This is a genomic window from Acinetobacter sp. CAU_H_56 (assembly GCF_058599425.1).
In genome coordinates this window covers 1,185,267-1,208,082 of record NZ_CM178654.1, presented here as the reverse complement: position 1 = coordinate 1,208,082, position 22,816 = coordinate 1,185,267, and the positions used below count along the sequence as shown (strand labels likewise).

The 22,816-nt window shown below is 42.4% G+C and carries 21 protein-coding genes; 9 read left to right on the top strand and 12 right to left on the bottom strand.

Annotation, left to right across the window (positions count from 1 at the left end):
* Positions 1-68: 68 nt before the first annotated feature.
* The 5 genes from AC4MCC_RS05895 to hrpA form a co-directional block, all read right to left on the bottom strand.
* Positions 69-1,784 carry an AAA family ATPase gene (locus AC4MCC_RS05895; protein ID WP_180068828.1) on the bottom strand — a complete coding sequence of 572 codons (1,716 nt, stop codon included), beginning with the start codon at positions 1,782-1,784 and terminating at the stop codon, positions 69-71.
* Between the two features lie 87 nt (positions 1,785-1,871).
* Positions 1,872-3,878, bottom strand: coding sequence for a hypothetical protein (locus tag AC4MCC_RS05890; RefSeq protein WP_491876737.1), 2,007 nt, complete (start codon positions 3,876-3,878; stop codon positions 1,872-1,874).
* A 154-nt stretch (positions 3,879-4,032) separates the two neighbouring features.
* Positions 4,033-4,791: a lysophospholipid acyltransferase family protein gene (locus AC4MCC_RS05885; protein ID WP_312087583.1), complete on the bottom strand. Its 759-nt coding sequence runs from the start codon at positions 4,789-4,791 to the stop codon at positions 4,033-4,035.
* A gap of 14 nt (positions 4,792-4,805) precedes the next feature.
* On the bottom strand, positions 4,806-5,915 hold the full coding sequence (locus AC4MCC_RS05880; RefSeq protein ID WP_491876736.1) for a beta-ketoacyl-ACP synthase III: 1,110 nt from the start codon (positions 5,913-5,915) through the stop codon (positions 4,806-4,808).
* Positions 5,916-5,945: 30 nt separating this feature from the next.
* Positions 5,946-9,890 (bottom strand): ATP-dependent RNA helicase HrpA, encoded by a 3,945-nt coding sequence (gene hrpA / locus AC4MCC_RS05875; protein WP_491876735.1) that lies wholly within the window; start codon positions 9,888-9,890, stop codon positions 5,946-5,948.
* Between the two features lie 362 nt (positions 9,891-10,252).
* On the opposite strand from hrpA, the gene ahpC reads away from it, so the two are divergent.
* Both ahpC and AC4MCC_RS05865 read left to right on the top strand, forming a co-directional pair.
* Complete coding sequence (ahpC, locus tag AC4MCC_RS05870) at positions 10,253-10,816, top strand: alkyl hydroperoxide reductase subunit C (protein ID WP_004784041.1); 564 nt, start codon at positions 10,253-10,255, stop codon at positions 10,814-10,816.
* Positions 10,817-11,109: 293 nt separating this feature from the next.
* Positions 11,110-11,316 carry a KTSC domain-containing protein gene (locus AC4MCC_RS05865; RefSeq protein ID WP_004784043.1) on the top strand — a complete coding sequence of 69 codons (207 nt, stop codon included), beginning with the start codon at positions 11,110-11,112 and terminating at the stop codon, positions 11,314-11,316.
* A 16-nt stretch (positions 11,317-11,332) separates the two neighbouring features.
* Here the strand turns inward: AC4MCC_RS05865 and AC4MCC_RS05860 are convergent, their stop codons facing one another.
* The gene (locus AC4MCC_RS05860) at positions 11,333-11,923 is read right to left on the bottom strand and encodes an O-methyltransferase (protein WP_419374599.1); all 591 of its coding nucleotides are present in this window, start codon (positions 11,921-11,923) and stop codon (positions 11,333-11,335) included.
* A 43-nt stretch (positions 11,924-11,966) separates the two neighbouring features.
* Positions 11,967-12,185 (bottom strand): DUF1653 domain-containing protein, encoded by a 219-nt coding sequence (locus AC4MCC_RS05855; RefSeq protein ID WP_125279047.1) that lies wholly within the window; start codon positions 12,183-12,185, stop codon positions 11,967-11,969.
* A 233-nt stretch (positions 12,186-12,418) separates the two neighbouring features.
* On the opposite strand from AC4MCC_RS05855, the gene ahpF reads away from it, so the two are divergent.
* Positions 12,419-13,984, top strand: a complete 1,566-nt coding sequence (gene ahpF, locus AC4MCC_RS05850) for an alkyl hydroperoxide reductase subunit F (RefSeq protein WP_491885789.1) — start codon at positions 12,419-12,421, stop codon at positions 13,982-13,984.
* 64 nt (positions 13,985-14,048) lie between these two features.
* On the opposite strand, the gene AC4MCC_RS05845 is transcribed toward ahpF, so the two are convergent.
* The gene (locus AC4MCC_RS05845; RefSeq protein WP_419374598.1) at positions 14,049-15,449 is read right to left on the bottom strand and encodes a serine hydrolase domain-containing protein; all 1,401 of its coding nucleotides are present in this window, start codon (positions 15,447-15,449) and stop codon (positions 14,049-14,051) included.
* A 459-nt stretch (positions 15,450-15,908) separates the two neighbouring features.
* Here AC4MCC_RS05845 and AC4MCC_RS05840 point away from each other — a divergent pair, with 459 nt between their 5' ends.
* Both AC4MCC_RS05840 and AC4MCC_RS05835 read left to right on the top strand, forming a co-directional pair.
* Positions 15,909-16,157, top strand: a complete 249-nt coding sequence (locus AC4MCC_RS05840; RefSeq protein ID WP_419374597.1) for a hypothetical protein — start codon at positions 15,909-15,911, stop codon at positions 16,155-16,157.
* 127 nt (positions 16,158-16,284) lie between these two features.
* Positions 16,285-16,485, top strand: coding sequence for a hypothetical protein (locus AC4MCC_RS05835; protein ID WP_419365865.1), 201 nt, complete (start codon positions 16,285-16,287; stop codon positions 16,483-16,485).
* 5 nt (positions 16,486-16,490) lie between these two features.
* On the opposite strand, the gene AC4MCC_RS05830 is transcribed toward AC4MCC_RS05835, so the two are convergent.
* Both AC4MCC_RS05830 and AC4MCC_RS05825 read right to left on the bottom strand, forming a co-directional pair.
* On the bottom strand, positions 16,491-17,129 hold the full coding sequence (locus tag AC4MCC_RS05830) for a LysE family transporter (protein ID WP_302700464.1): 639 nt from the start codon (positions 17,127-17,129) through the stop codon (positions 16,491-16,493).
* 120 nt (positions 17,130-17,249) lie between these two features.
* Positions 17,250-17,816: an FxsA family protein gene (locus tag AC4MCC_RS05825; protein ID WP_159124495.1), complete on the bottom strand. Its 567-nt coding sequence runs from the start codon at positions 17,814-17,816 to the stop codon at positions 17,250-17,252.
* Positions 17,817-17,941: 125 nt separating this feature from the next.
* Here AC4MCC_RS05825 and ruvC point away from each other — a divergent pair, with 125 nt between their 5' ends.
* Positions 17,942-18,487, top strand: a complete 546-nt coding sequence (gene ruvC / locus AC4MCC_RS05820; protein WP_004784062.1) for a crossover junction endodeoxyribonuclease RuvC — start codon at positions 17,942-17,944, stop codon at positions 18,485-18,487.
* On the opposite strand, the gene AC4MCC_RS05815 is transcribed toward ruvC, so the two are convergent.
* Positions 18,484-18,765 (bottom strand): acylphosphatase, encoded by a 282-nt coding sequence (locus AC4MCC_RS05815; protein WP_419374615.1) that lies wholly within the window; start codon positions 18,763-18,765, stop codon positions 18,484-18,486. The two genes, ruvC and AC4MCC_RS05815, sit on opposite strands and share 4 nt — an antisense overlap.
* Positions 18,766-18,776: 11 nt before the next feature.
* On the bottom strand, positions 18,777-20,234 hold the full coding sequence (locus AC4MCC_RS05810; RefSeq protein ID WP_419374596.1) for an NAD(P)H-hydrate dehydratase: 1,458 nt from the start codon (positions 20,232-20,234) through the stop codon (positions 18,777-18,779).
* Positions 20,235-20,257: 23 nt separating this feature from the next.
* Between AC4MCC_RS05810 and queG the strand changes: the two genes are divergently transcribed.
* The 3 genes from queG (at position 20,258) to bioB (ending at position 22,815) form a co-directional block, all read left to right on the top strand.
* Complete coding sequence (gene queG, locus AC4MCC_RS05805; protein ID WP_180018392.1) at positions 20,258-21,352, top strand: tRNA epoxyqueuosine(34) reductase QueG; 1,095 nt, start codon at positions 20,258-20,260, stop codon at positions 21,350-21,352.
* 106 nt (positions 21,353-21,458) lie between these two features.
* Positions 21,459-21,677 (top strand): hypothetical protein, encoded by a 219-nt coding sequence (locus AC4MCC_RS05800; protein ID WP_005236211.1) that lies wholly within the window; start codon positions 21,459-21,461, stop codon positions 21,675-21,677.
* Between the two features lie 136 nt (positions 21,678-21,813).
* Entirely contained in the window at positions 21,814-22,815 is a 1,002-nt protein-coding gene (gene bioB / locus AC4MCC_RS05795) for a biotin synthase BioB (protein WP_419365861.1), read from the top strand.
* Position 22,816 lies beyond the last annotated feature (1 nt).

The window sequence follows — 22,816 nt, the reverse complement described above, 5'->3', positions numbered from 1 at the left end:
TTTTTGTTACTTTTGATCTTTCAAAAGTAAAAGCTCAGGTTAAATACTAAAATTTAAAAACCCAAATTTTATTCCACAAACAGCAAAGCCAAACGCACCTGATCATAACCCATACGCGGACTGGTCAGTTCTACGATCGGACGTAATTTAATACTGCCGTCATCATTGAAATGATCTGAGTTTTGACGTTTGGTTAGACGTTTATAAATCTTGCGGACTTGTTCAACAACTTCTTCACCCGGATGAGCCACCGAAATATCCAGCCCTTGCTCTTTATGCAAACGTCCCAAATGGTTAATGATAGTAGCAGGTGTCAAGCCACGTTCAGTTGCAATATCGGAAATCTCATAACCTTCTTCAAACAATTCACGGGTTTCATCCAAGGTTGCAGTCGCGTAGTTTTGCTTGCCACCATTTTTAGCAATTTTCTTCTCATTGCGCTGGATCTCGACTTCGTTCAAAGTGCCACCACAATGACGGATAAAGGCCTTATGCTGTACAGTCAAATCTACATTTTCAAAATTCGCTTCTGCTTCATCTGACAGTTCCTGAAAACGGCGATCAGCCTTAATGGCAAGACTATCCAGTTCCAGAGCCTGTTCATTAAAGCCTTTTAGACGTAATCCATTTAAGCTTTTCAAACGAGATAATGCTACATAACCTTGCCCTTTTTCAAAGGTATGGCTCAGGTCAATCTCAGCAGCTTCTAGCGTCATGCCTTGAGACTTATGAATGGTAATCGCCCAAGCCAGACGTAGTGGAATCTGCTGGAAACTGGCAATGGTTTTGCCTGCTTCATTATCCACTGACCAGGTTTCAGGTTCTACAATCAGGGTAGTTCCGTCTGTCAGTTTGACCTTTGGCAAAACGCCATGCTCATCATCATCTTCAAAGCCGATCACTTCACCCAAGCTGCCGTTGATATAGCCCATATCAAAGTTATTTTTCACGAACATGACCTTGGCATGTTTTTTCAGGGTTAAGGCTTCGGGTGCACGGACTGAAGACTTTAAGGTTTCAATCAGTTTTTCATTGCCATCACATTGCGCATCAAACTGGCGGGGATCCTGATCAATTTCATTCAGATGCTTAAAGTTAATGCTGTCGACATCCATATTGTGGGTGTAGAGACGTGTATAGGTATCGCCAATGTCCTGCTGACGTGTGGCCTGTAATGCTGAACGATGTTCAGGTGAAATGGCCTGCGCACGAATGGCATTCAGAATATCATTCAGGTAGTCATTACCCTGACGATGCTGCTCAGTCAGATAACAAACCCGAAATTTGGCTTCAACCCAGGCATCCGACATAAAGCAGAATTTATCGCGGTTACGTTCATCATTTTTTCCAACGGGTGGCAACTGGAAAAAGTCCCCTGCAACAATGACCTGAATCCCGCCAAAAGCTTCATCACTTTCCTTGAAATATTTCAGTACTTGATTGACCAGATTGAGCTGCTTGGCATGCAGCATGGAAATTTCATCAATAATCAGAACTTGCGCATTTTCCAAGTGTTCTTTCAGGTATTTACGCTCTTTCATGCGCTTCAGGTCTTCTTCAGACAAAAAGTCTTTGATTCCGATTCCGGCCCAGGTATGAATGGTCATGCCATTCATATGCGTTGCCGCAATACCAGTCGATGCAGTAATGGCGACCGATACCTTACGGGCTTTCAGATAATTAATATATTGATTGAGCGTATAAGTTTTCCCTGCACCCGCAGAACCGGTTAAAAAGACATTTTCCCCTGCTTTTAAGAGCTTAAGTGCAGTTTCCTGTTTCATAAAAGAGATACCGTAAAAGAACGGCTATAGCCTAACGATTTTTGCAGGAAAAGTTAAGCTTCACGGATAGAAAAGCACTGAATCCGGTCAAGCCTGCAGGTTTAACCAGTTAATAAAATGCTGGGCAATATTGATATATTCAACTTGCGCTTTTTGATTATTTGGATACTCAAGCTGGTCAAAGATGACTTGGTCATTCTGCAACTGACAGCCTAAAATCAGAGGTAATTTGATTGCAGGATGTGACATGCGAAAAGCCACATATTCACCTTCGACTATACGCTGTGCATAACTTGCAGCCAGACAGTTCCGGAATATTCTGGCCTCTTCAATAATCCGCTCTAGTGTTTTCAACTCCTCAAACCGCCAATTAAAATACAGTAGAAAATGTGCCTGTGTGAGTGGCCTCCAGCTGGCTAAAGCAAAGTCTTTTTTGAGCTTGGCAATAATCTCTTGCTTCTGAATCTGTTCATGCCAGGCAACTGCCTGCGTAAATAAACTGGTCCAGCTTAAATTCTTAGGCACTTCCGTTTGAGTAGAAAAATACTCCGGCAGATAATCACGGATATAACCATCAAAACAGGATTCCCGCACATGTCTGGCATGCAAGTAAAAACGCTTCCTGAACTCTACAAATGGAATCTGGTTACGTTGTAGTACATTATAAAAATCGCGGTCTTGCTGAGTTTGGGGCCGAATATAAACCAGCACATCCTCAGGCAAATCACAGGTAATCTTATACAGATGCTGCATATAAGCTTGCATGACCCGACTTAAGTTAGCATAGACCCTTTTGGTCATCTGATCATCCATTGCCACTACATCCCGCAATAATCCGATCCATTCATCCAGATATAGAATCGATGGACTAATCGCAATGCGATGATCCTCAATAGCCTGACGCGTCCCTTTGAGAACAACTGTTCGATTCAGCTCATGCTCAAACCAGTGATGCTGAAGGGCATATTGATGAACATCATCAATAAATAGACGTGCTGCGATATATTGAAAATATTGCAAGGTAGCTAAAACAATCTGCGGATGAATATGATGCGTATCGATAAAGCTTAAGGCTGTTGCTGCTACCCGCACACTGCTATGTTGAATATTGCTGCTCAGCCAATCCAAGATTTCCGCAGGCTGTTTAAATAGCCAGTTCACTACCCGATGACAATCAAATAAGGGAAGTTTGGCGACTTTTTTTTGCCATAAATAAGGATTATTTTCCAGAAAATTGCGTTTGGATAGCAGATCACTCCGATGCCAGCTATCACGATTCATCAGCCGGACAAAGCCCAGTAGATGACTTTGCTCTTCGGCATGCCGATACAGCAAACGGATATCGTCAATATGGTCATTCAACTCATGCAGATTGAACCGGTTTTCAAAGGATAAGGAGATAATCCGGAAGGTCGCGGGGTGCAGAAACTCAGGCGCACTAAAACAGAAGGCATCCAGACTGTCCATCACTGACTGAATCGATAGAAACTCATCTGGCTGTAAATATTGCAAGGAGAAGATTAGCTGTAGCTGTTTTAAGATATTCGCCGGAATCTCATGACCGCTTTGAATCCAATTGCTGATCAAAGGCTGAGTATAAACTTCAGCCTTAATCATAAAGGAGTCGATAATTTCAGCCTGCACAAGCGACATCTGCTTTAAGCAATTAGCAACTCGTTCAGGCGCATTAACCCATATATAGACTTGATCAATAATAAGTTGACGGAGCTGTTTGGCCTTATCCCGTAAAAACAGGGAATGTTGAGGCTTTAAATCGCCAGTCAGAAAGTAAATATCCTGAAAGAAGAATTCTTCCAAAGCCTCTGCTTTACCCAGCCTAGAATCAATGTGCATTTCTGCTAAGGCATGAGGACTTTCCGGATTTAAATCTTGTGGCATATACAGCTGGATATTTAATAAGCCATTAAGCAGATCAATTCGATGCTCATCCTGATGAATCCTGAATAAATTCTGGGCATTCACATGACCAATAAGCGCCATTTGATCCAGATACAGCTGATTTAACTCAGGAAAAATACTGAGGCATTGTTGAGCAAGCTGTCTGAATGACAGTAACAAACCCTCCTGTTCCATATTTCCCCCTTCGTTTTAATCCTATTGAGTTACAGACCTACTGAATTTCAATCTTTTAAAATCACTTTTTCCTTTCTATTACAGAAATTGAAGCATGGTAATTTTTTAGACGATTCGATCTCAATGTAAAGCAAAGCAGGAATGATGAAAAGACCTAGACTTCATCTTGCCGACGTCTGTCAGCCAACAGTTCTAGCCCCTGATAGATCTTTTGTTGTAAATGCTCACGAAAATCAATCAGATCATTCTCATGCTGCACATGATGAATCGGCTGCCGTGGCATAAACTGAAAATAAAAAGGCAAGCGTTTGGGAAACAGATTTTTAGGTAAGGAAGGAATCACATCACCATGACGTAATAATTTATTGAGTTGGGGGATTTTTAATAATTTTTGAAAATACTTATGTTGAATGATTTTATTTGCATCAAATCCAATCTCATAGATTTCATCACCGCCAAGTGCAGCAAAAGGGACAATATCATATTGAAACTCTTGAGCTAATTTCAGAAAACCGTAACGCTCTTTCCAGATCAGCTGATACTGCTCACCTTCCCGTTTCAGCACTTCACGGCCACCACCCGGAAAGACCAGAATCGAGTAGCCTTGCTGCATGGCCGAGCGGACATAGTCCTGTACACCATCAATAGCACCAAATTTCTTCACTGCTTCACGCCATAGCGGCACATAAAAATGGCTATGATCAGCAATACTGACCACAGCCACTTGATGTTCGTTGTACAGGTAATCAATCAGCATTGGCGCATCAAAGATGCCATACATGGAATGATTACCCACATACATTGCAGGTCGACTGGCATCAATATTTTCAGCCCCTAAAAAAGTAGGCGTGAAATACAGTTTGGATAAGGCACTTAAGCGCCTGATCCATGCTCCGTCATGCTTGACCTGCAAAATATGCTCCCGGCTTATGCCACGCGTTTTTGTACCAGGATTGAACCCACTGAGTAGCCTGCACCAAATGAACACAGTACGCCATATTCGCCGTCTTCAACTTCATTTGCAGTACGGTGTAAGGCAATGATGACACCTGCGGAAGAAGTATTGGCAAACTCATTCAGAATGATGGGTACCAGACCTGGCTTGGCATTTTCTTTGCCCACTACCAGTTTCAGAATCAATTCATTCATGCTGGCATTGGCTTGGTGCAACCAGAAGCGTTTTACATCTGTAGGTGCAATATGATTTTTCTCAAGTTGAGCAGTAATCATCTTGGCAACCAGTGGACACACTTCTTTAAATACCTTACGACCGTCCTGACGGAAACGTTTGTCATCGATATCAGCATTTTCAGACGTATTCAGGAAACCGAAGTTATTGCGGATATTGTTCGAGAACTGGGTAAATAATGAAGTATCCAGAATCTCGAAACCGGTTTTAGTTTCAGTATCTTCAATGATCGATGCAGTTGCGACATCACCAAAAATAAAGTGACAGTCACGTGAACGGAAATCGGTATGTGCAGAGGTGATTTCAACATTCACTAGCAATACACGACGTGCACCTGCTTTGATGGCATCGGCAGCCTGTTTCAAACCGAAAGTTGCTGCTGAACATGCGACGTTCATGTCATACGCATAACCTTGAATACCCAGAGCAGTCTGGATTTCAATCGCAACCGCAGGATAAGCACGTTGCAGGTTTGAACATGACAGGATCACGACATCGATATCTTCAGCAGTAACACCGGCATTTTCCATCGCCTGTTTAGCGGCAGTCACGCCCCATTCTGCCTGAAGGGAAATTTCATCATCTGAACGTTCACGTAGATTTGGACGTAAACGTTTTGGATCGAGGATGCCAGTTTTTTCTGACACATAACGGCGTTGTACGCCTGACGCTTTTTCAATAAATTCTGCGCTAGAACCACGACGCGCATCTAATTCGCCTGCAGCGATTTTATCTGCATTTTCGTGATTATACAGTTCCACATAAGCATTTAAACTTTCAACTAACTCTTCATTGGTAATGACATCTTCCGGATGGAACAAGCCAGTACCCGTAATACGGATGCCCATGTAAAACTCCTTCTCAAAATGACCTATATCTTAACTGATTCCAAGACGTTCCCATACTTTTTGCAGGCGAGTTGGAGAAACGGGTGTTTTCGTTTTCATCGGTTGAGAAAACAATGAAATCCTTAACTCCTCAACCATAAAATACAATTCTTTAAGGCGAGCGTCATTTTTAAACTTAAATAATTTTTCCATCCACGGATCAATTTGGTCAATGGCGGAATCATCCCTCTGTAGGTTATTTGGCAAGCGCTCTAAACGCAAGATCAGGGCTTTCAAATAACGTGGAAATTCTGACCATACGTCGGAAGGTTTCCGATAAACGAAGTCAGAAAGACTCATCAAATCAAGCTGATCCTCAATATCATCAATATTTTTTCCAAATATAGATGGGTCTAAAACCAGTAATTTACGACGGATTTCCTGCCACTGGATATAAATATCTGTGATTTCTTTCAGTGCAGTCTGGCCATGAGTCAGGAAAGATTTTTTTACATCCTCTACCAACTTTTGGAACTCTTGCATATTGACAGGCAGCTCATTAATTGACAGGTGCAGTGTGGCATAAACTAACATTTGCTCCAACTGAGCCTTATCGCCAAGCGGTGAATATGCCAGTGCCAGCGGTTTGGAAATTTGTTTTTTCAGCTGACGCACCAGATCTCCGAGCTGCATATGTACCAGTCGAATGATCCCTTCCCGGTGCTGTTTGACGGCTTCAGCCTGATCATTAAAGGTCTGAATCACCACACCAGATTCATCTTTCTGTTCCAGTGCAGCAAAGTCTTTGGTCGGAACCAAAGCCTGATATTGCTTGACCACTACACCCGTCACTTTCTGCGATGCTTCAAAGACAAAGTTTTCCGGGAAGGCTTTAAACTCACCTTTTAACTGTTTCACCGGACTATGAGTTTCAGTACGGCAACGGGCTTTCAGCTCGGCCAGATCACGGCCTTGTTCAATCACACGACCTTTTTCATCAATCACCTTGATCAAAGGCAAGAGATATTGCTCAACCCGATCCAGGCTGAAATCTTTTTCTGTAATCTGCTCGCCACGCAACTGGAAAGCTAGAAAACTGAAAATATGCTCATGTAAATTTACCGCATCAATACGGGCTGCCAGCTTTTTCGCAGTATCTGGAATCGGCACCAGACTGCGGCGTTTATCTTTAGGCAAAGTCTTTAATAAAGCTTCGATCAGATCCAGACGCCAGCCTGGAACACCCCACGACCAGATATTTTCATCGACCTGCGGCAAAGCCTGCAGCGGGATTTTAACCGTTGCACCATCTTCATCATGACTTGGGTCAAAACGGTAACTGGTCGCCAGACGCAATTCACCATTACGTAAATAATCCGGAAACTGTTGTGTGGTCGGACGATCATTCAGCCACAGCGCATCATTATCAATAAACAGATAACGCGGATCATGTGGCTCAACTGTGGCACGCCAGTCTTCAAAACTGCGGCGGCTGGCTACTTCAGGCGGCACTTTGGAGGCATAGAACTGGTAAATGGTTTCTTCATCCACTACCAGATCACGACGGCGCAGTTTGTCTTCTACCCGTTCCACTTCTTCCAGTTTCAGCAGATTATGCTTCAGGAAGGGTGGATTAATACCGAGATTTCCAGTGGTCAGTGCATCACGCAGGAAGATTTCATGCGCAGCCGGCTGATCCACTTTCTCATAATTAACCGGACGTTTTGGTTCGATGATCAGGCCGAATAACGAAATCTGATCATAGGCATTGACCACACCCGCTTTTTTCGACCAGTGCGGTTCGAAATAATGATGTTTCAGTAAGTCCCGCGCAGCCAGCAGAATCCATTCCGGCTCAATTTTCGCTAGAGTCCGTAAATACACCTGCGAGGTTTCAACCATTTCAAAAGCCATCACCCATGGGGTATTGGTTTTGTGCAGCGTTGATGCCGGGAAAATCCGTGCTTTCTGCTGACGGACTGCCATAAACACATTACGTTCATCAGTCTTGTTGGCAATAAAAGATAGCAAGCCAGTTAACAAGGCACGGTGCAGGTTTTCATAACTGGCTTTCTTTTCATTAAAGGATAATTTTAAGCCTTTAGCCAGATCCACCAGCTGCTCATGAGTTTTCTTCCATTCACGCAGACGTAACCAGCTCAGGAAATGATTCCGTGCAAAAGTACGACGTTTGTTTTCGCTCATACTTTCACGGTTATTATGCAAGGTATCCCAGAGCTTGATATAAAACAGGAAATCTGAATCTGCTTCACGGAACAAGGCATGTTTCTGATCAGCTTGCATCTGCTTATCCGCAGGACGTTCACGTGGGTCTTGTACTGCCAGCGCCGCGACAATCACCAAAGCTTCATTCAGCGCACCAAAATGGGCACCGCCAAGAATCATTCGCGCCAGACGTGGATCAATTGGCATTTTTGCCATTTGCTGACCGATTTTAGTTAGAGAATCTCCCTTGCCTTGAAGTCCTCCTTTCGTAAAGGAGGATTTAGGAGGATTAGTAGAATCTCCCCCAACCCCTCTTTCAGAAAGAGGGGCTTTACTCTTCTCCACCATTGCCCCAAGCTCAATCAAGAGCTTGCGACCATCATTGACCAGACGGTGATCTGGTGGCTCAATGAAATCAAAATCTTCCAGTGAACCTAGGCCCAGACTTTGCATCTGTAAAATAACGGATGCCAGATTGGTCCGTTTAATCTCAGGTTCGGTAAATTCAGGACGACTTAAAAAGTCTTCTTCACTATACAGACGAACACAGACACCTGGCGCAATACGGCCACAACGACCTTTACGCTGATTGGCAGCAGCTTGAGAAACTGCTTCGATCGGTAAGCGCTGCACCCGTGAACGGTAGTTATATCGGGAAATACGGGCAAAACCGCTATCAATCACATAACGGATATTCGGAACAGTTAATGCTGTTTCTGCTACATTGGTGGCGATAATAATGCGTCGACCACCACCCGATGGATTAAAGATTTTTTGCTGTTCTGCTAGTGCTAATCGTGCGTAGAGTGGTAACACTTCAGTATGACGTGGACCATGCTTAATCAGGGTTTCCTGCAGTTCACGAATTTCCTGTTCGGTACTGGCAAAAATCAGGATATCGGCATGTTCCGGATGGCCTCTCTCTTGTGCATCCTGAAAACATTCTTCTACTGCTGCAACCACTGCGCGTGGCAGATTTTCTTCAAAATCATCAAACTCGTCGTCATCACTGCCGACAATGCTCATTTCAGAAATTGGACGATAACGCACTTCTACCGGATAGCTACGCCCTTCCACTTCATAGATCGGCGCACCATTGAAGTAGTTACTGAAACGGTTTACATCCAGCGTTGCCGAAGTAATGATCACTTTTAGATCTTTACGACGCGGCAACAGCTGCTTGAGATACCCCATGATGAAGTCGATATTTAGCGAGCGTTCATGCGCTTCATCAATAATAATGGTGTCGTATTTGGTCAGGAACCGGTCATTGGCCAGCTCTGCCAATAAAATACCATCCGTCATCAAACGGACAATTGAATCCTGCGAGCCCTGTTCATTAAAACGGACTTTAAAGGAGATCGATTCACCCAGTTTCTCGCCAACTTCTTCCGCAATACGCTGTGATACGCTACGCGCAGCCAGACGACGTGGTTGAGTATGACCAATCAGACCAGTCAGGCCGCGACCTGCCAACATGGCGATTTGTGGTAATTGTGTGGTTTTACCGGAACCAGTTTCACCAGCCACAATAATAACCTGATGCTGCTGGATCGCTTCAATCAGCTTGTCTGCATACTGGGTAACAGGCAGATCCTGATTCAGCTTGATATTGGGAATGCGTTCGATACGCTGCATGACTTTGGCATGCGATTTTTCAAATAATTCTTGATATTGCTTTTGGTTGGCATCTTTACCTTTTTGGAGTCGATTTAAACGATGACGGTCACGCGCCATAACGAGCTGATCTACATTTAAAGGACTCTGCACTGAGAAAACACCTGATATAAAAAAAGACAATAGGCAGCTATTTTACGCTGTATTGCCCCTAAGCGAAAGAACGGCCATTTTGAATATTTTTATAATTTTTTAATTTTTACCCTTGAATTTTACTGCTTGCGGCATCATGTCTGAAGAGGCATTAAACCGGGGTGAGTCTTGTCATGATGTATTCACCATTTTACGGTTGAATCATTTATATCAAGAGCAATGCTGTTTGCGCTGATGGTGTTTTATTTTTAGCTTAATTCGGTTTTTCCGATGTATGTTATGTAAAAATACTGTTTCAGCAAGAAAAATAATTTCTGTACCCTATTGGAAATTAAATACAAACCTCAATCATGGAGACAATGATGAGCTTAATTAATACTGAAGTTAAACCGTTCAAAACAACTGCGTTCCAGAATGGTAAATTCATTGAAGTAACAGAAGCTGACCTTAAAGGTAAATGGTCTGTAGTATTCTTCTACCCAGCTGACTTCACTTTCGTTTGCCCAACTGAACTTGGCGACCTTGCTGACAACTACGAAGAATTCAAAAAATTAGGCGTTGAAATCTACTCAGTTTCTACTGACACTCACTTCACTCACAAAGCTTGGCACGATTCTTCTGAAGAAATCAAAAAAATCCAATACGTAATGGTTGGCGATCCTACTTGGACTCTTGCTAAAAACTTCGACGTATTAATCGAAGCTGACGGCCTTGCTGACCGTGGTACTTTCGTGATCGATCCAGAAGGTAAAATCCAAATCGTTGAAATCAACGCTGGCGGTATCGGTCGTGATGCTCAAGAACTTCTTCGTAAAGTTAAAGCAGCTCAATATGTACACGCTCACCCAGGCGAAGTTTGCCCAGCTAAATGGAAAGAAGGCGACGCAACTCTTGCTCCTTCAATCGACCTAGTTGGTAAAATCTAATCTGCATTAGATTGAACTGATTCAAAAAAACCACGCTTTTAGCGTGGTTTTTTATTTGAACGTTTATTTGATTGCTCTATTGGCCAAACGTTTTATTTTCCCTTTTCTTGTATCTAAAGCCATCCTATTAAATCTTTATTTTTCACTTTAAAGATCATATAAAAATCAGGCATGCATATTGCATTCTCTTCATAACAATCCCCTACTTATGCTTACAATTCAGTTATACATCTTCAATGTCAGTTGGCATAAGTTCAAGACATAAGATAATAATATTCAGTGGAGGAAAACGTATGCAAAAACTGCTAACCGTGATCTCATGGGCTTATAGTCCTTCTAGCCGCCACCTGAAAATCATTTATAGCAATGGCGATATAGAGCTCTACCATCCTGTTCCCGAATTTGTTTATGACAACCTGTTAAGACGCCAAGATAAAATGGCCTTTGTACAGAAATATCTTGAATACAACTTACATTTTGACCGGGTTTGCCTGTTTTAATTTAACTAATTTCTGCTTAACGATAAGTCACCATGAGTAAGCCAGCCCCAATCGGCAACGTACTCATGATAAAACGTGAATTCTGCTGGATGAGCTGAATAAATTCTTCTACTTCCGCAGCATGTGAAATCACATTATCCACCAGTAATACTCCACCTTTTGGCTTGAGTAATCGGGCCAAATGGGTCCAATAATCCACATAAGCATCACGTTCCGCATCTAATAATATAAAATCAAATACGTCCTGTTCAGCTTGCAGATAATGCAATGCATCTGTCACTTTAAAATCAATCAAATCCTTCAAGCCTAGCTGACTTGCATACTGCTCAGCCTGCGCAACTCTTTCTGCATCTATTTCTAATGTTGTAATCGTCGCTTGAGTCTGCCGGGCGGCTTCGGCGAGCCATAAAGTGGAATAGCCTGTAGAAGTACCGATTTCCAGAATACGTTTGGACTGCTGGACACGAATGAGTAATGATAAAAATCGACCTGATTCAGGCTCAATATTTCGATAGCGTTGCAGACGTTCAGTTTGCTGAAGATCATGCGCATGAAAAGTCTTATACAGTTCCTGCATGAAACTTTCAAAATGTTGTAATTGATTCATTGCTCTTCCCTGAGGTTATCTAAATAAATTTTTTATGGATTGATTAAAGTGCCTGAACCAATTTAAAGCGTTCTACTTCACGATCATCACTGGTACTAATACTTTCCGTAAACATGGATAGCGGTCGAACCCAAATCGAATAGTCACCATAAAGACATTGATAAACCACCAGCTTTTCTTCCGTTTCACTATGTGTTGCCACATGCAGGACCTGATAAAGTTTACCCTTATAATGTTGATAAATACCGCGTTGTAATTCCATCGTTCAACTCTCAAATGCAGAATTCCAATCTTAACTGAAAAAGACCAATCACACTTTAAACTACTTGAAAATTCATGCTAAGCACCCATATATAAGCTTGAAATTAATCATGAATTTTTCAATACATTTGCAAAACCGATCAAATTTATAAAAACAAACTGTTTTATCTATTTATCGATTTGGCTTAGTATCTACTTATCGAATGAATTCTTACTCCTTTGGAGACGTTAGCAATGTTAGATCAAAATACTTCAGCTCAATTAAAAACACTACTTGAACGTTTGGAAGGCCCGATTGAATTAGTGGCAACTCTGGATGGCTCTGACAAATCAGCCAAAATCAAAGAACTGGTTGAGGAAATCGCTCAGCTTTCTGATTTAGTCACTGCCCGTTTTGATGGTACCAACAAACGTGCACCAAGCTTTGGTGTTGCAAAAGCCGGTGAACAGCCTCGTGTGTTCTTTGCAGGCTTGCCGATGGGCCATGAGTTTACTTCCTTGATTTTGGCATTGCTACAAACTTCAGGCTATGCACCCAAAGTTTCTGCTGAAGTTCTGGAATCGATTAAAGGCTTGGGCATTAAATCTGACTTTGATGTATTCGTATCACTGAGCTGTCATAACTGTCCGGATGTGGTGCAGGCATTGAACCTGATTGCCATTTATAACCCGGGTACAACAGCAACCATGATTGATGGTGCCTTCTTCCAGGACGAAGTGGAAGAACGCAAAATCATGGCCGTACCGATGGTCTTCCAGAACAATGAACATATCGGTCAGGGCCGTATGACTTTAGAAGAAATCATTGCCAAACTGGATACCAATGCGGCAGCCAAAGATGCGGAAAAACTCAATGCCAAAGATGCATTTGATGTGTTGGTGATCGGTGGTGGACCTGCTGGTAATACTGCAGCGATCTATGCAGCACGTAAAGGTATCAAAACTGGGATCGTGGCTGAACGCATGGGCGGTCAGGTGATGGATACCATGGACATCGAAAACTATACGTCAGTGCAAAAAACTCAAGGTCCAAAATTCGCCGCTGAAATGGAAGCACACGTGCGTGAATACGGTGTTGACATCATGAACCTGCAACGTGTCTCTGACATCAAAGGTGCAGATAGCACAGCCAATGGTCTGGTAGAAGTGACTTTAGAGAATGGTGCGAAACTTGAATCTAAAACAGTCATTCTGTCTACCGGTGCACGCTGGAGAGAGATGAATGTTCCAGGTGAAGCAGAATACAAAACTCGTGGTGTAGCGTACTGCCCACACTGTGATGGGCCATTGTTCAAAGGCAAACGTGTTGCGGTGATTGGTGGTGGTAACTCGGGTGTAGAAGCTGCGATCGACCTTGCAGGGATTGTTGAGCATGTAACGCTGGTTGAGTTTGATACCAAACTACGTGCTGACCAAGTGCTTCAAGACAAATTGAACAGCTTGCCAAACACCACTGTGATCAAAAATGCGCTTTCTACCGAAGTGATCGGTGATGGTTCACAAGTCACAGCGTTGAAATACAAAGACCGTGCAACTGATGAAGAGCACACTGTTGAACTGGCAGGGATCTTCGTTCAGATCGGTTTGTTGCCAAACACTGACTTCCTGAAAGGAACCGATGTTGAGCTAACCAACCGTGGTGAGATCGTGATTAACGAACGTAATGAAACCAATGTGAAAGGTGTGTTTGCTGCAGGTGACTGTACTACTGTGCCTTACAAACAGATCATCATCGCGACTGGTGAAGGTGCCAAAGCATCATTATCTGCCTTTGATTACATCATCCGTTCTGGTCAGTAATCCTTAAAATTCATGAATTAAAAAAGCCCGCGCAATGCGGGCTTTTTTATATCTTAAAGCTGATTTATTCCTGTAGTAATTGAGCAGCCAGTTTTTCAATATTTCCCATTTCAGGATGTACAGCAGCAACATTAGCTAAAATCGTCACTGCCTTCTTCTTGTTTAAATCAATCATCAAAATAGCAGAATGCCCTGCGGTATTTCCCCCATGCCAGATGATTTTGGTGCCATTGTCCTGTTCTCGTATAAACCAGCCCAATCCCAATTGGTAACTACCTGCTTGTTCTGTGGTTGCTTGCTGGGTTAATTGCACTGCTGCATTTTTTTCATCAAACTGAGCTTGTGCAAATCTGGTTAAATCTGAAGCTGTAGAGAGCACGCCGCCCGCAGGTAAAAAGGTATCAAATGTCCAGGTGGTGATTTCTTTTCCCTGGGCATCAAATGCAGGCACAAGTGGCTTAGCTGCTTGATCAGGCGAGGTATAGCTATTTTTCATCCCATACTTTTTAAAGACATATTCATTGAGTAACTCAGCAAAATCCTGATTTTGTGATTGACTCAAACTCTGTCCCAATAAAGCCACAGCCAAATTAGAATAATGTGGCACTTTTCCACTGTTATTTGCATGTTCAAGCTCTAATGAATTTTTTAAATATTCTTCTAGTTTAGCTGCATCATATTCCTTATATGGATCAGTATCATCATCTACTTCCAAATTACTCGGTAGTCGTGGCAGTCCTGACGTATGATTGGCTAAATCCTGAAAGCGAAGCTGGATATTGTCCTTAAATGGAAAGGTATAATAAGGATTAATCTTGTCATCCAGTTTAATTTTATTTTGTGTCACCAGTTCAGCCAATATGGTTGATGTCATTACTTTGGTCAGAGAACCAATTGCAAAGACTTTATCCTGATTGGCCTTGGCCTGGATTTTGTCCTTATGCTTCTGTACCCCATAGTAATGGGTTTGGTCTTGATCTAATACCGCTATAGCCACTTGAGTCTGTTCTGGAAAAGTACGAGTAGCCTGATAAATTTTCTCTGCAATCGCTTTTGGATAGCCTTGAATAGCATTGACTGTCTTATTATTTGCTGCAGTAGATTCGATATAGGGCGTAAATAAAAGACCGGAAATCTGTTGATCATTATTCAAACTCATGCTGAGTTTCAGACGGTCTTTTTCAAAGTTGGCCTTATAGACTGCAGTTTCTTTACCTTTGGATTCCAAGTACTCAAGACTTTGTATTGTGCCTAGTTGCTGCTGTAAGTCTTTAGAGACTTTTTCAAACATATTTAAAGGAATTGCCTTTTTCGCTTCAGGTGAAAACTTTTCAAAAATTGCTGCATAATTTTGCGCATTAAAATCCTGCTGAAACTGGGCAATAACTTCCTTTTCAATATCCGATTGTGCATAAAGACTGCTCATACAGAGCAAGGATGATAAAAACAGTGATATTTTCTTCATGAGATCAGTATTGTTCCTTAAGTTTATAATGCACTTTCATAAAAATTATTGAAATTAAACATTTTTATAGACTTAATACAGTGCAACGAATAGCTAAAAAATAAGCAAAATATATTCCATATCATTCTATTTTTTAGGGCAGATCAATTCATCTAAGTTCTTGCCCTGTCTATTTCCCATTTTATACTTGTTGTTCTTAAGCTCCACTCGAACTGGTTCAAAAATTGCTTATGAATTGATAGATAGCATATTTAATTATTTCAGAGAAATTTCTCGGAATAACTTAATGATGTTATGTACTTAGCCAATTATTATTTGTTTTCCTCACTGAGACTTGGGTAACTTTTTGTTATATGACTTGTCAGCGTCTAATTGCATCATTAACATGAAACACAGACCTGAGATAAAAGTCCGTGAAAGATAACAAAAAAAATATCAGAAATGTAATGGAGCTTAGCAATGTACTATCAATATCACTGTGCGTGCTGCGATAAAGTTGTGGAAGCTGGCCAAAAAGAATGTCATGCCTGTGGCTCACATAATATTCGCAGCCCTTATGGTTTTTGGATTTTATGTCTGGTGGCCTGTCTGGTTACTGCAATCGCATTCAAGGTAATGCATGTTTATATCCAGCCACAGCAGCAGGAAGTGCCAGCTCAGTCATCATTATTTGATGTGCTACAACAAGATAATAAACGTCAGCGCTAATTTTTTTATCCTCCAGCAAGACCTGACTTGGATCAGGTCTTTTTTATGCGTTTTTAACTTGAATATGAAACGCTGCCAGAATAGAAAATTTGAATTACAATAAGTCATCTTGCAGTGAGAGATGAAAATGGTTCAGTTAATTAAAAAAGGCGGGTTACGTGAGCGTGCCAATCGCAGTCGCAGTTATCAGGGTTCGGAAAATACTGAGGCCACCCTTAAACCGAATCGTTATCAGTCTCCAGTACAGAAACAGGATAATCCAGTTTCTGACGCTTCCGCTGCACAGCAGCTTTTTGCCGAAAACTCCTCTGTTACCCCATCGAATTAAGATTTTTAGTTCATTAGAATCAGCGCGTCATACCATAACCAGACTGCAAAAATCAGGAATAATCCGCCTGAAATCATATCGATATAACTTCCTGATCGCTGATAAGCCTCTTTAATTTTAGGATGGGAAATTAATAGCATCAGTAAAGTAAAAGTAATAAAGGTTTGCAGCGGAATAATCACTGCCAGTTGCGCTTTTAAATAATCAGAAGCTGATGAACTTAGGGCAAGTGAAAATACACTACTGAAATAGATCAGGGTTTTAGGATTCGACAGATTAGTCAATAAACCCTGCATAAAATAACTTTTTGGTGCTTCTACCGTATTTAAATCATCTTGAGTTTGATGTCTATTCTGAAAACTTTGCCATCCGCCTTTTAGCATGGCCCAGCCCATTTTGGCCAAAAATAACCCACCGATGACCATCAATACCTGCTGAATCCAGGGAAACTGGTCGATCAATACTGTAAAGCCTGCTAGCGTCAATACCACCCAAACTACGATCCCCGCTGAAATTCCAGCAATCACCTTTAAGGCATTCATACGTGTCGTAGAGGCTGCACTTTTTGCGATAAGTAAAATGTCAGGACCGGGGCTTAATTGAGCTACAAAATGTAGAAAACAGATGGTAAAAAGCAAAGACATTTAAAAAAGATCAAATGGTAAAAAAACTATTATAACTTTTGTTTAACGAAATTAGAAAGTTCCAATAAAAAAGCCGAATCATAAGATTCGGCTTAAAGCATTTATATTGAAAGCGTGATTTTATTTCTTGTTCACATCTTTCATTTCAATTTTCTTGGCTTCCGGGGTCACTTCACGAGCTTCACCATCAATAATAGTTGAATCACCATGACCACCCTGCTGGTTCTGCATATCTTGCATTTGACGCATCATTTCCGCAAACGGGTTTTGACCTGCACCGCCACCGACATCGCCCATCATGCCACCCATCATTTTTTCCATCATGGCTTGCTGACGTTTCATCATCATTTTCATCATGGCTGCCTGGAAAGCACGTTGTACAGGTGGAATTAGCATTAATACCGCAAGTACATCACTAATCAAACCAGGAATCAGCAGGAAAAAGCCGGCTAAGATCTTTGGCAAATTATTCGATAATGCCGGATCTGCACTCATCTGTCCCATCTGCATTTGCTGCATTTGTGGCATTACACCAGCCGAATATTTCCGGATCAGGTTCATACCAATAAAGAAGGCCGCCACGAACCAGAAAAATACGTACCACATGCTCCCGACAAGGTCACCCACGCCAATCCATACAAATACTTCGAGGACTAAGCCGGCCAGGATAATAAGAAATAATTTCATGAAAATTAATCTAATCTCAGTAAAATAAATATTAGGATGCTGTAATCAACTGCTTCATCAGGATCAAGCTTTTTTGATACGCTTATGTAACAATATGGGCATTATTTTATTTTTAAAGTGCAGGCATGTCATTAATTATTGGGATTGATCCCGGTTCGCGTCTAACAGGTTACGGTATCATCCAAAAAGAAGGTTCAAAACTCACTTTTGTTGATGCGGGAACGATTAGAACTGAAACAGCGGAAATGCCTGAACGTTTAAAACGAATCTTTGCCGGTGTAGAACGGATTGTCAAATTTTATGGCCCGACCGAGGCTGCGGTGGAACAGGTATTTATGGCACAAAACCCGGATTCTGCTCTTAAACTAGGCCAGGCACGAGGTGCGGCAGTCGCCGCCTTGGTGAACCTAGATCTCAAAGTTGCTGAATATACGGCGCGGCAGATCAAACAGTCTGTTGTAGGCTATGGCGCTGCAGACAAAGAACAGGTTCAGATGATGGTTATGCGTATTCTGAACCTGACAATCAAACCGCAACAAGATGCTGCCGATGCACTTGCTGCTGCGATTTGTCATGCTCATGCTTCAGGCAGCATGAGTAAAATGGCCGTATTGAATGCCTTAGGCGGTATGGCACGCGGACGCAGCCGGGTCAGCACCCGTCGTCGTTAGTCTTTAGTTAATACTCTAAAATCCTGAAAATCCGCGTCTTGAAGATTCAAACTCTGCTGATGAATTGCAGTGACTTCTGCACGTTGTGATCCAGTTCTGCTGAGCTGGATCATGTCCTGAACAATCGCTTCCTTCCCAACAATGACAGCCTCAACTTCGCCTGTTTCCAGATTACGTACAAAACCCTTTAAACCTAATTGAATTGCTTGTTGTTCAAACCAGCGACGGTAGCCCACGCCCTGCACTTTACCCTGAATGATTAAATGAATGGCCTGTATTTTTATTGTCCTTAGTGATTCACGACCTGGTAAATGGCATATTTCATATCTTGCGCCTGTAAGCCGCGTTCACCCTTTTCCGCCAGTACATCACCTGCAAGTGCATGCAAAGTTACGATCTCGTGTAAATGGATAGTATTTCTAAATTGGGCTTTCAAACTGGCGATCATGCCAGCAAGTACATCTCCCATCCCTCCGGTTCCCATACCGGCATTGCCTGCGGTACAGATGAAAAGAGCATCTTCTAAAATCAGGCTACCTGAACCTTTGAGCACCCATTGTCCCTGATATTTTTGCTGGAGCTGTTGAATTGCCTGAATACGATCTGCTTCGACTCCTGATGCTTTCATTTCTAACAAAATAGCCGCTTCACCCGGATGCGGTGTTGCATAAGTATGGGCATTCAACTTTTGTGGTGCTTTTGCCAGAAACCACAAGGCGTCTGCATCGAGAACTGTCTCCAGTTCTGATTGCTGAATCAGGTCAAACCAGTAATTATATTGCTGTTCAGCCCAAGTATCGCGTCCTAGCCCCATACCAAAACAGACAGCATCCACATGATTAATTAAAGCTTGGCGTTGCTCAGCATCTAGCGCATTAATATCACGCAACATGATATTCGGAGCACGTGACAAAATGGCCGTATGATGTTTGGCATCACAAACCACAGTGACCTTACCACCACCAGCAGCAAAGGCCGCCTCAGCTGCCATAATGACCGCACCACCCATATCAGCATGTCCTCCAATCACGAGCACATGCCCATAACTGCCTTTATGTCCAAAAGCCTCACGTTTAGGCAGATGAATTTGAGTCGAGGAAAGTTGAGCTATCGGCACAAGTTCAACATCAGGAGGAATAGCCGAGATGACCTCTACCTTGCCGGCATATTCTTTGCCTTGTCCGGTAAATAATCCCACCTTTAAACCTAAAACAGTAAAACTATGATCTGCCTTAATGGCTACCGGCAAAGGCTGTCCAGTATTGACATGCAGTCCGCTTGGAATATCCACTGCGATTTTGAGTCCTTGCTGGGCATTAATACTTTGAATAATCTGTTGCCAATTTTCATTCAGATCACGGTTCAAGCCGATCCCAAATAAGGCATCGATATAGACTTCATATTGTTTCTGAAAATTAAAATCTGAATAAGTGGATATACCGATTTCCTGAGCTTCCTGGATTGCTTGAACCAGATCCTGTGATGGACCGGGTTCTGCTGCATAAATATCTATTTCAAAACCGGCCTGTTTTAAATATTTACCTACCAGATAACCATCACCGGCATTATTACCCTGACCGCAACACACAGCGATTTGAGTCAATTGCCGTTGTTCCAACAAGGGGATGAGTCGCTGCGCAATCGACCATGCCACCTGTTGCATCAAACCATAAGAACTATTTTGCTTGCCAAACCAACGCTGCTCCCATGCTTGTATATCGCGGCTATGATAAACTTGCTGCTGCATTTCTTATTTCCTGTTTCTGGTTTATGACAACACCCGATTCCCAAGCGCAAATTCAAGTTTATCAACAAGATCCAAATGAACTGAAGGCGTGGATCAAAGCGCAGGCACGAGAGCTGGGTTTTTCTGATTGTGTCATTGCCAAACCGGATGCTCAAGCAGAATTAGCTCGCTTGCAGGAATATTTAGACCGCGGCTATCACGGTGATATGAAGTTTCTGGAAGAAAATCTGGAAAAACGTGCCGATCCCACACTGCTTATTCCTAATACCAAATCCGTGATCTGTGTACGAATGGACTATCTGGTCGATCTTCCAGAACCGCGTCTAGTACCCTATGCACCAAATTCTGCAATTATTGCCCGTTATGCCCGTGGTCGTGATTATCATAAAACCATGCGCGGGCGCCTAAAAATGCTGGCTGCAAAAATTCGGGAAAAAGTCGGTAAATTTGAATCCCGTCCCTTTGCAGACTCTGCACCTGTATTTGAAAAATCTCTGGCCGAAAGTGCGGGTATGGGCTGGACCGGCAAACACACTTTATTAATCCACAAAAAATCCGGATCTTTTTTTGTTTTAGGAGAACTGTTTAGCTCACTGGAACTGCCTTTTGATGAACCTGAAAGCAAACATTGTGGTTCATGCACAGCCTGTATTGATATTTGCCCCACACAGGCTATTGTTGAACCTTATATGCTGGATGCACGCCGCTGTATTGCTTATTTAACTATTGAATATAAAGGAATCATTCCAGAGGAGTTACGTCGAGGAATTGGTAACCGGGTCTTTGGTTGCGATGATTGTCAGTTGATTTGTCCGTGGAACAGTTTTGCTCAAAAAACTACGATTGAAGATTTTCATCCCCGACATGGACTGGATCAAGTGAGTTTACTGGATCTCTGGCAATGGGATGAAGCTACATTTTTAAACTCAACTGAAGGCAGTCCATTACGCCGCACTGGCTATCAAAGCTTTATGCGCAATATTGCGATCGGCTTGGGTAATGCGCCATTTGATCCACAGATTGTTCAGGCATTACAAGCTCAAAAAAATCAACATGATGAGATTGTACAAGTTCATATTGACTGGGCCATACAGGAACAACTGGCAAAATCCCGGTAATTTTCAATTTTTACTTCGGTTCACATTTTCTCGTCAAAGCCTTACACAGTTACTGTGCAAGCTATGGCATAAAGGAAAAAGAATAGAAATAAAGCCGGAGGTGGATATGCAAAAGTCATCTGATACACAACATCAAAATCAGGAACAGCTTGAAGAGTTGCAACATCAACACCAGAAGCAGCAACAACAGCAACAGCAGCAGTCACAACATGGCCCGCTTGGCTCTCCAAAAAATAACCAGCACGAACAAGATGAACGTGTATTAAACAAGCAACATCGTAGTGATTTACAAAATCAGAATATTCACGGAAATCATCGTGAATAAAGTCTGATCAAGAGTTCAACAACAAAGCCCACCTTGTGTGGGTTTTTTTTCTATAAGGTCATATTTTGCTAATGAAGACGGCGATACTTTTACTTAAGATGGAGCCTGATAAATAAATATGAACAAGGATGGACAGATGAACAGTATTAATCCGATACGTAATGATTGGTCTCGTGCAGAAATTGAGGCCCTGTATCAACAACCTTTAATGGATTTGCTCTTTCAGGCTCAACAGGTTCATCGTCAATATTTTGATGCCAATGCCGTTCAGGTCAGTACCCTACTCTCTATTAAAACCGGTAAATGCCCGGAAGATTGCAAATACTGTTCTCAGTCCGCACATTATGATTCCAAACTCGAAGCAGAAAAACGCATTGCAGTAGAAAAAGTAATTCAGGAAGCAAAAGAAGCACTGGCTTCTGGCAGTTCGCGTTTCTGTATGGGAGCAGCGTGGCGTAATCCGCATGAACGTGATATGCCTTATGTGCTAGACATGGTACGTGAAGTGAAAGCACTTGGACTAGAAACCTGTATGACTTTAGGTATGCTGAATGCCTCACAGGCAGAACGCCTGAAAGATGCTGGACTGGATTATTACAATCACAATCTGGATACGTCACGTGAATACTATTCACATATTATCAGTACCCGCAGCTTTGATGACCGATTGGATACACTGGACCATGTACGCCAAGCGGGTTTAAAAGTCTGTAGTGGTGGCATTGTTGGCTTAGGTGAAAGTCGCAATGACCGGATCGGTTTATTGTTTGAGCTTTCTACCCTTCCAATTCATCCGGAATCTGTGCCCATCAATATGCTAGTGCCAATTGAAGGCACACCGATGGCAGATGTTGAAAAACTGGATGTGATTGAATGGATTCGAACTATTGCAGTGGCCCGCATTCTGATGCCAAAAAGTTATATTCGTCTTTCGGCAGGCCGTGAATCACTGACTGACTCAGATCAGGCATTGGCATTTATAGCAGGTGCCAACTCGATTTTTTCAGGCGAAAAACTGCTAACGACTCCAAATACAGCCAAAGGTCGTGACCAGCAGCTCTTTGAAAAATTGGGACTGGTAGCAGAACAACCTAAGCCAAGCATCCGCGCATTGGCGACTGATGCAATGGCAAGTTAAT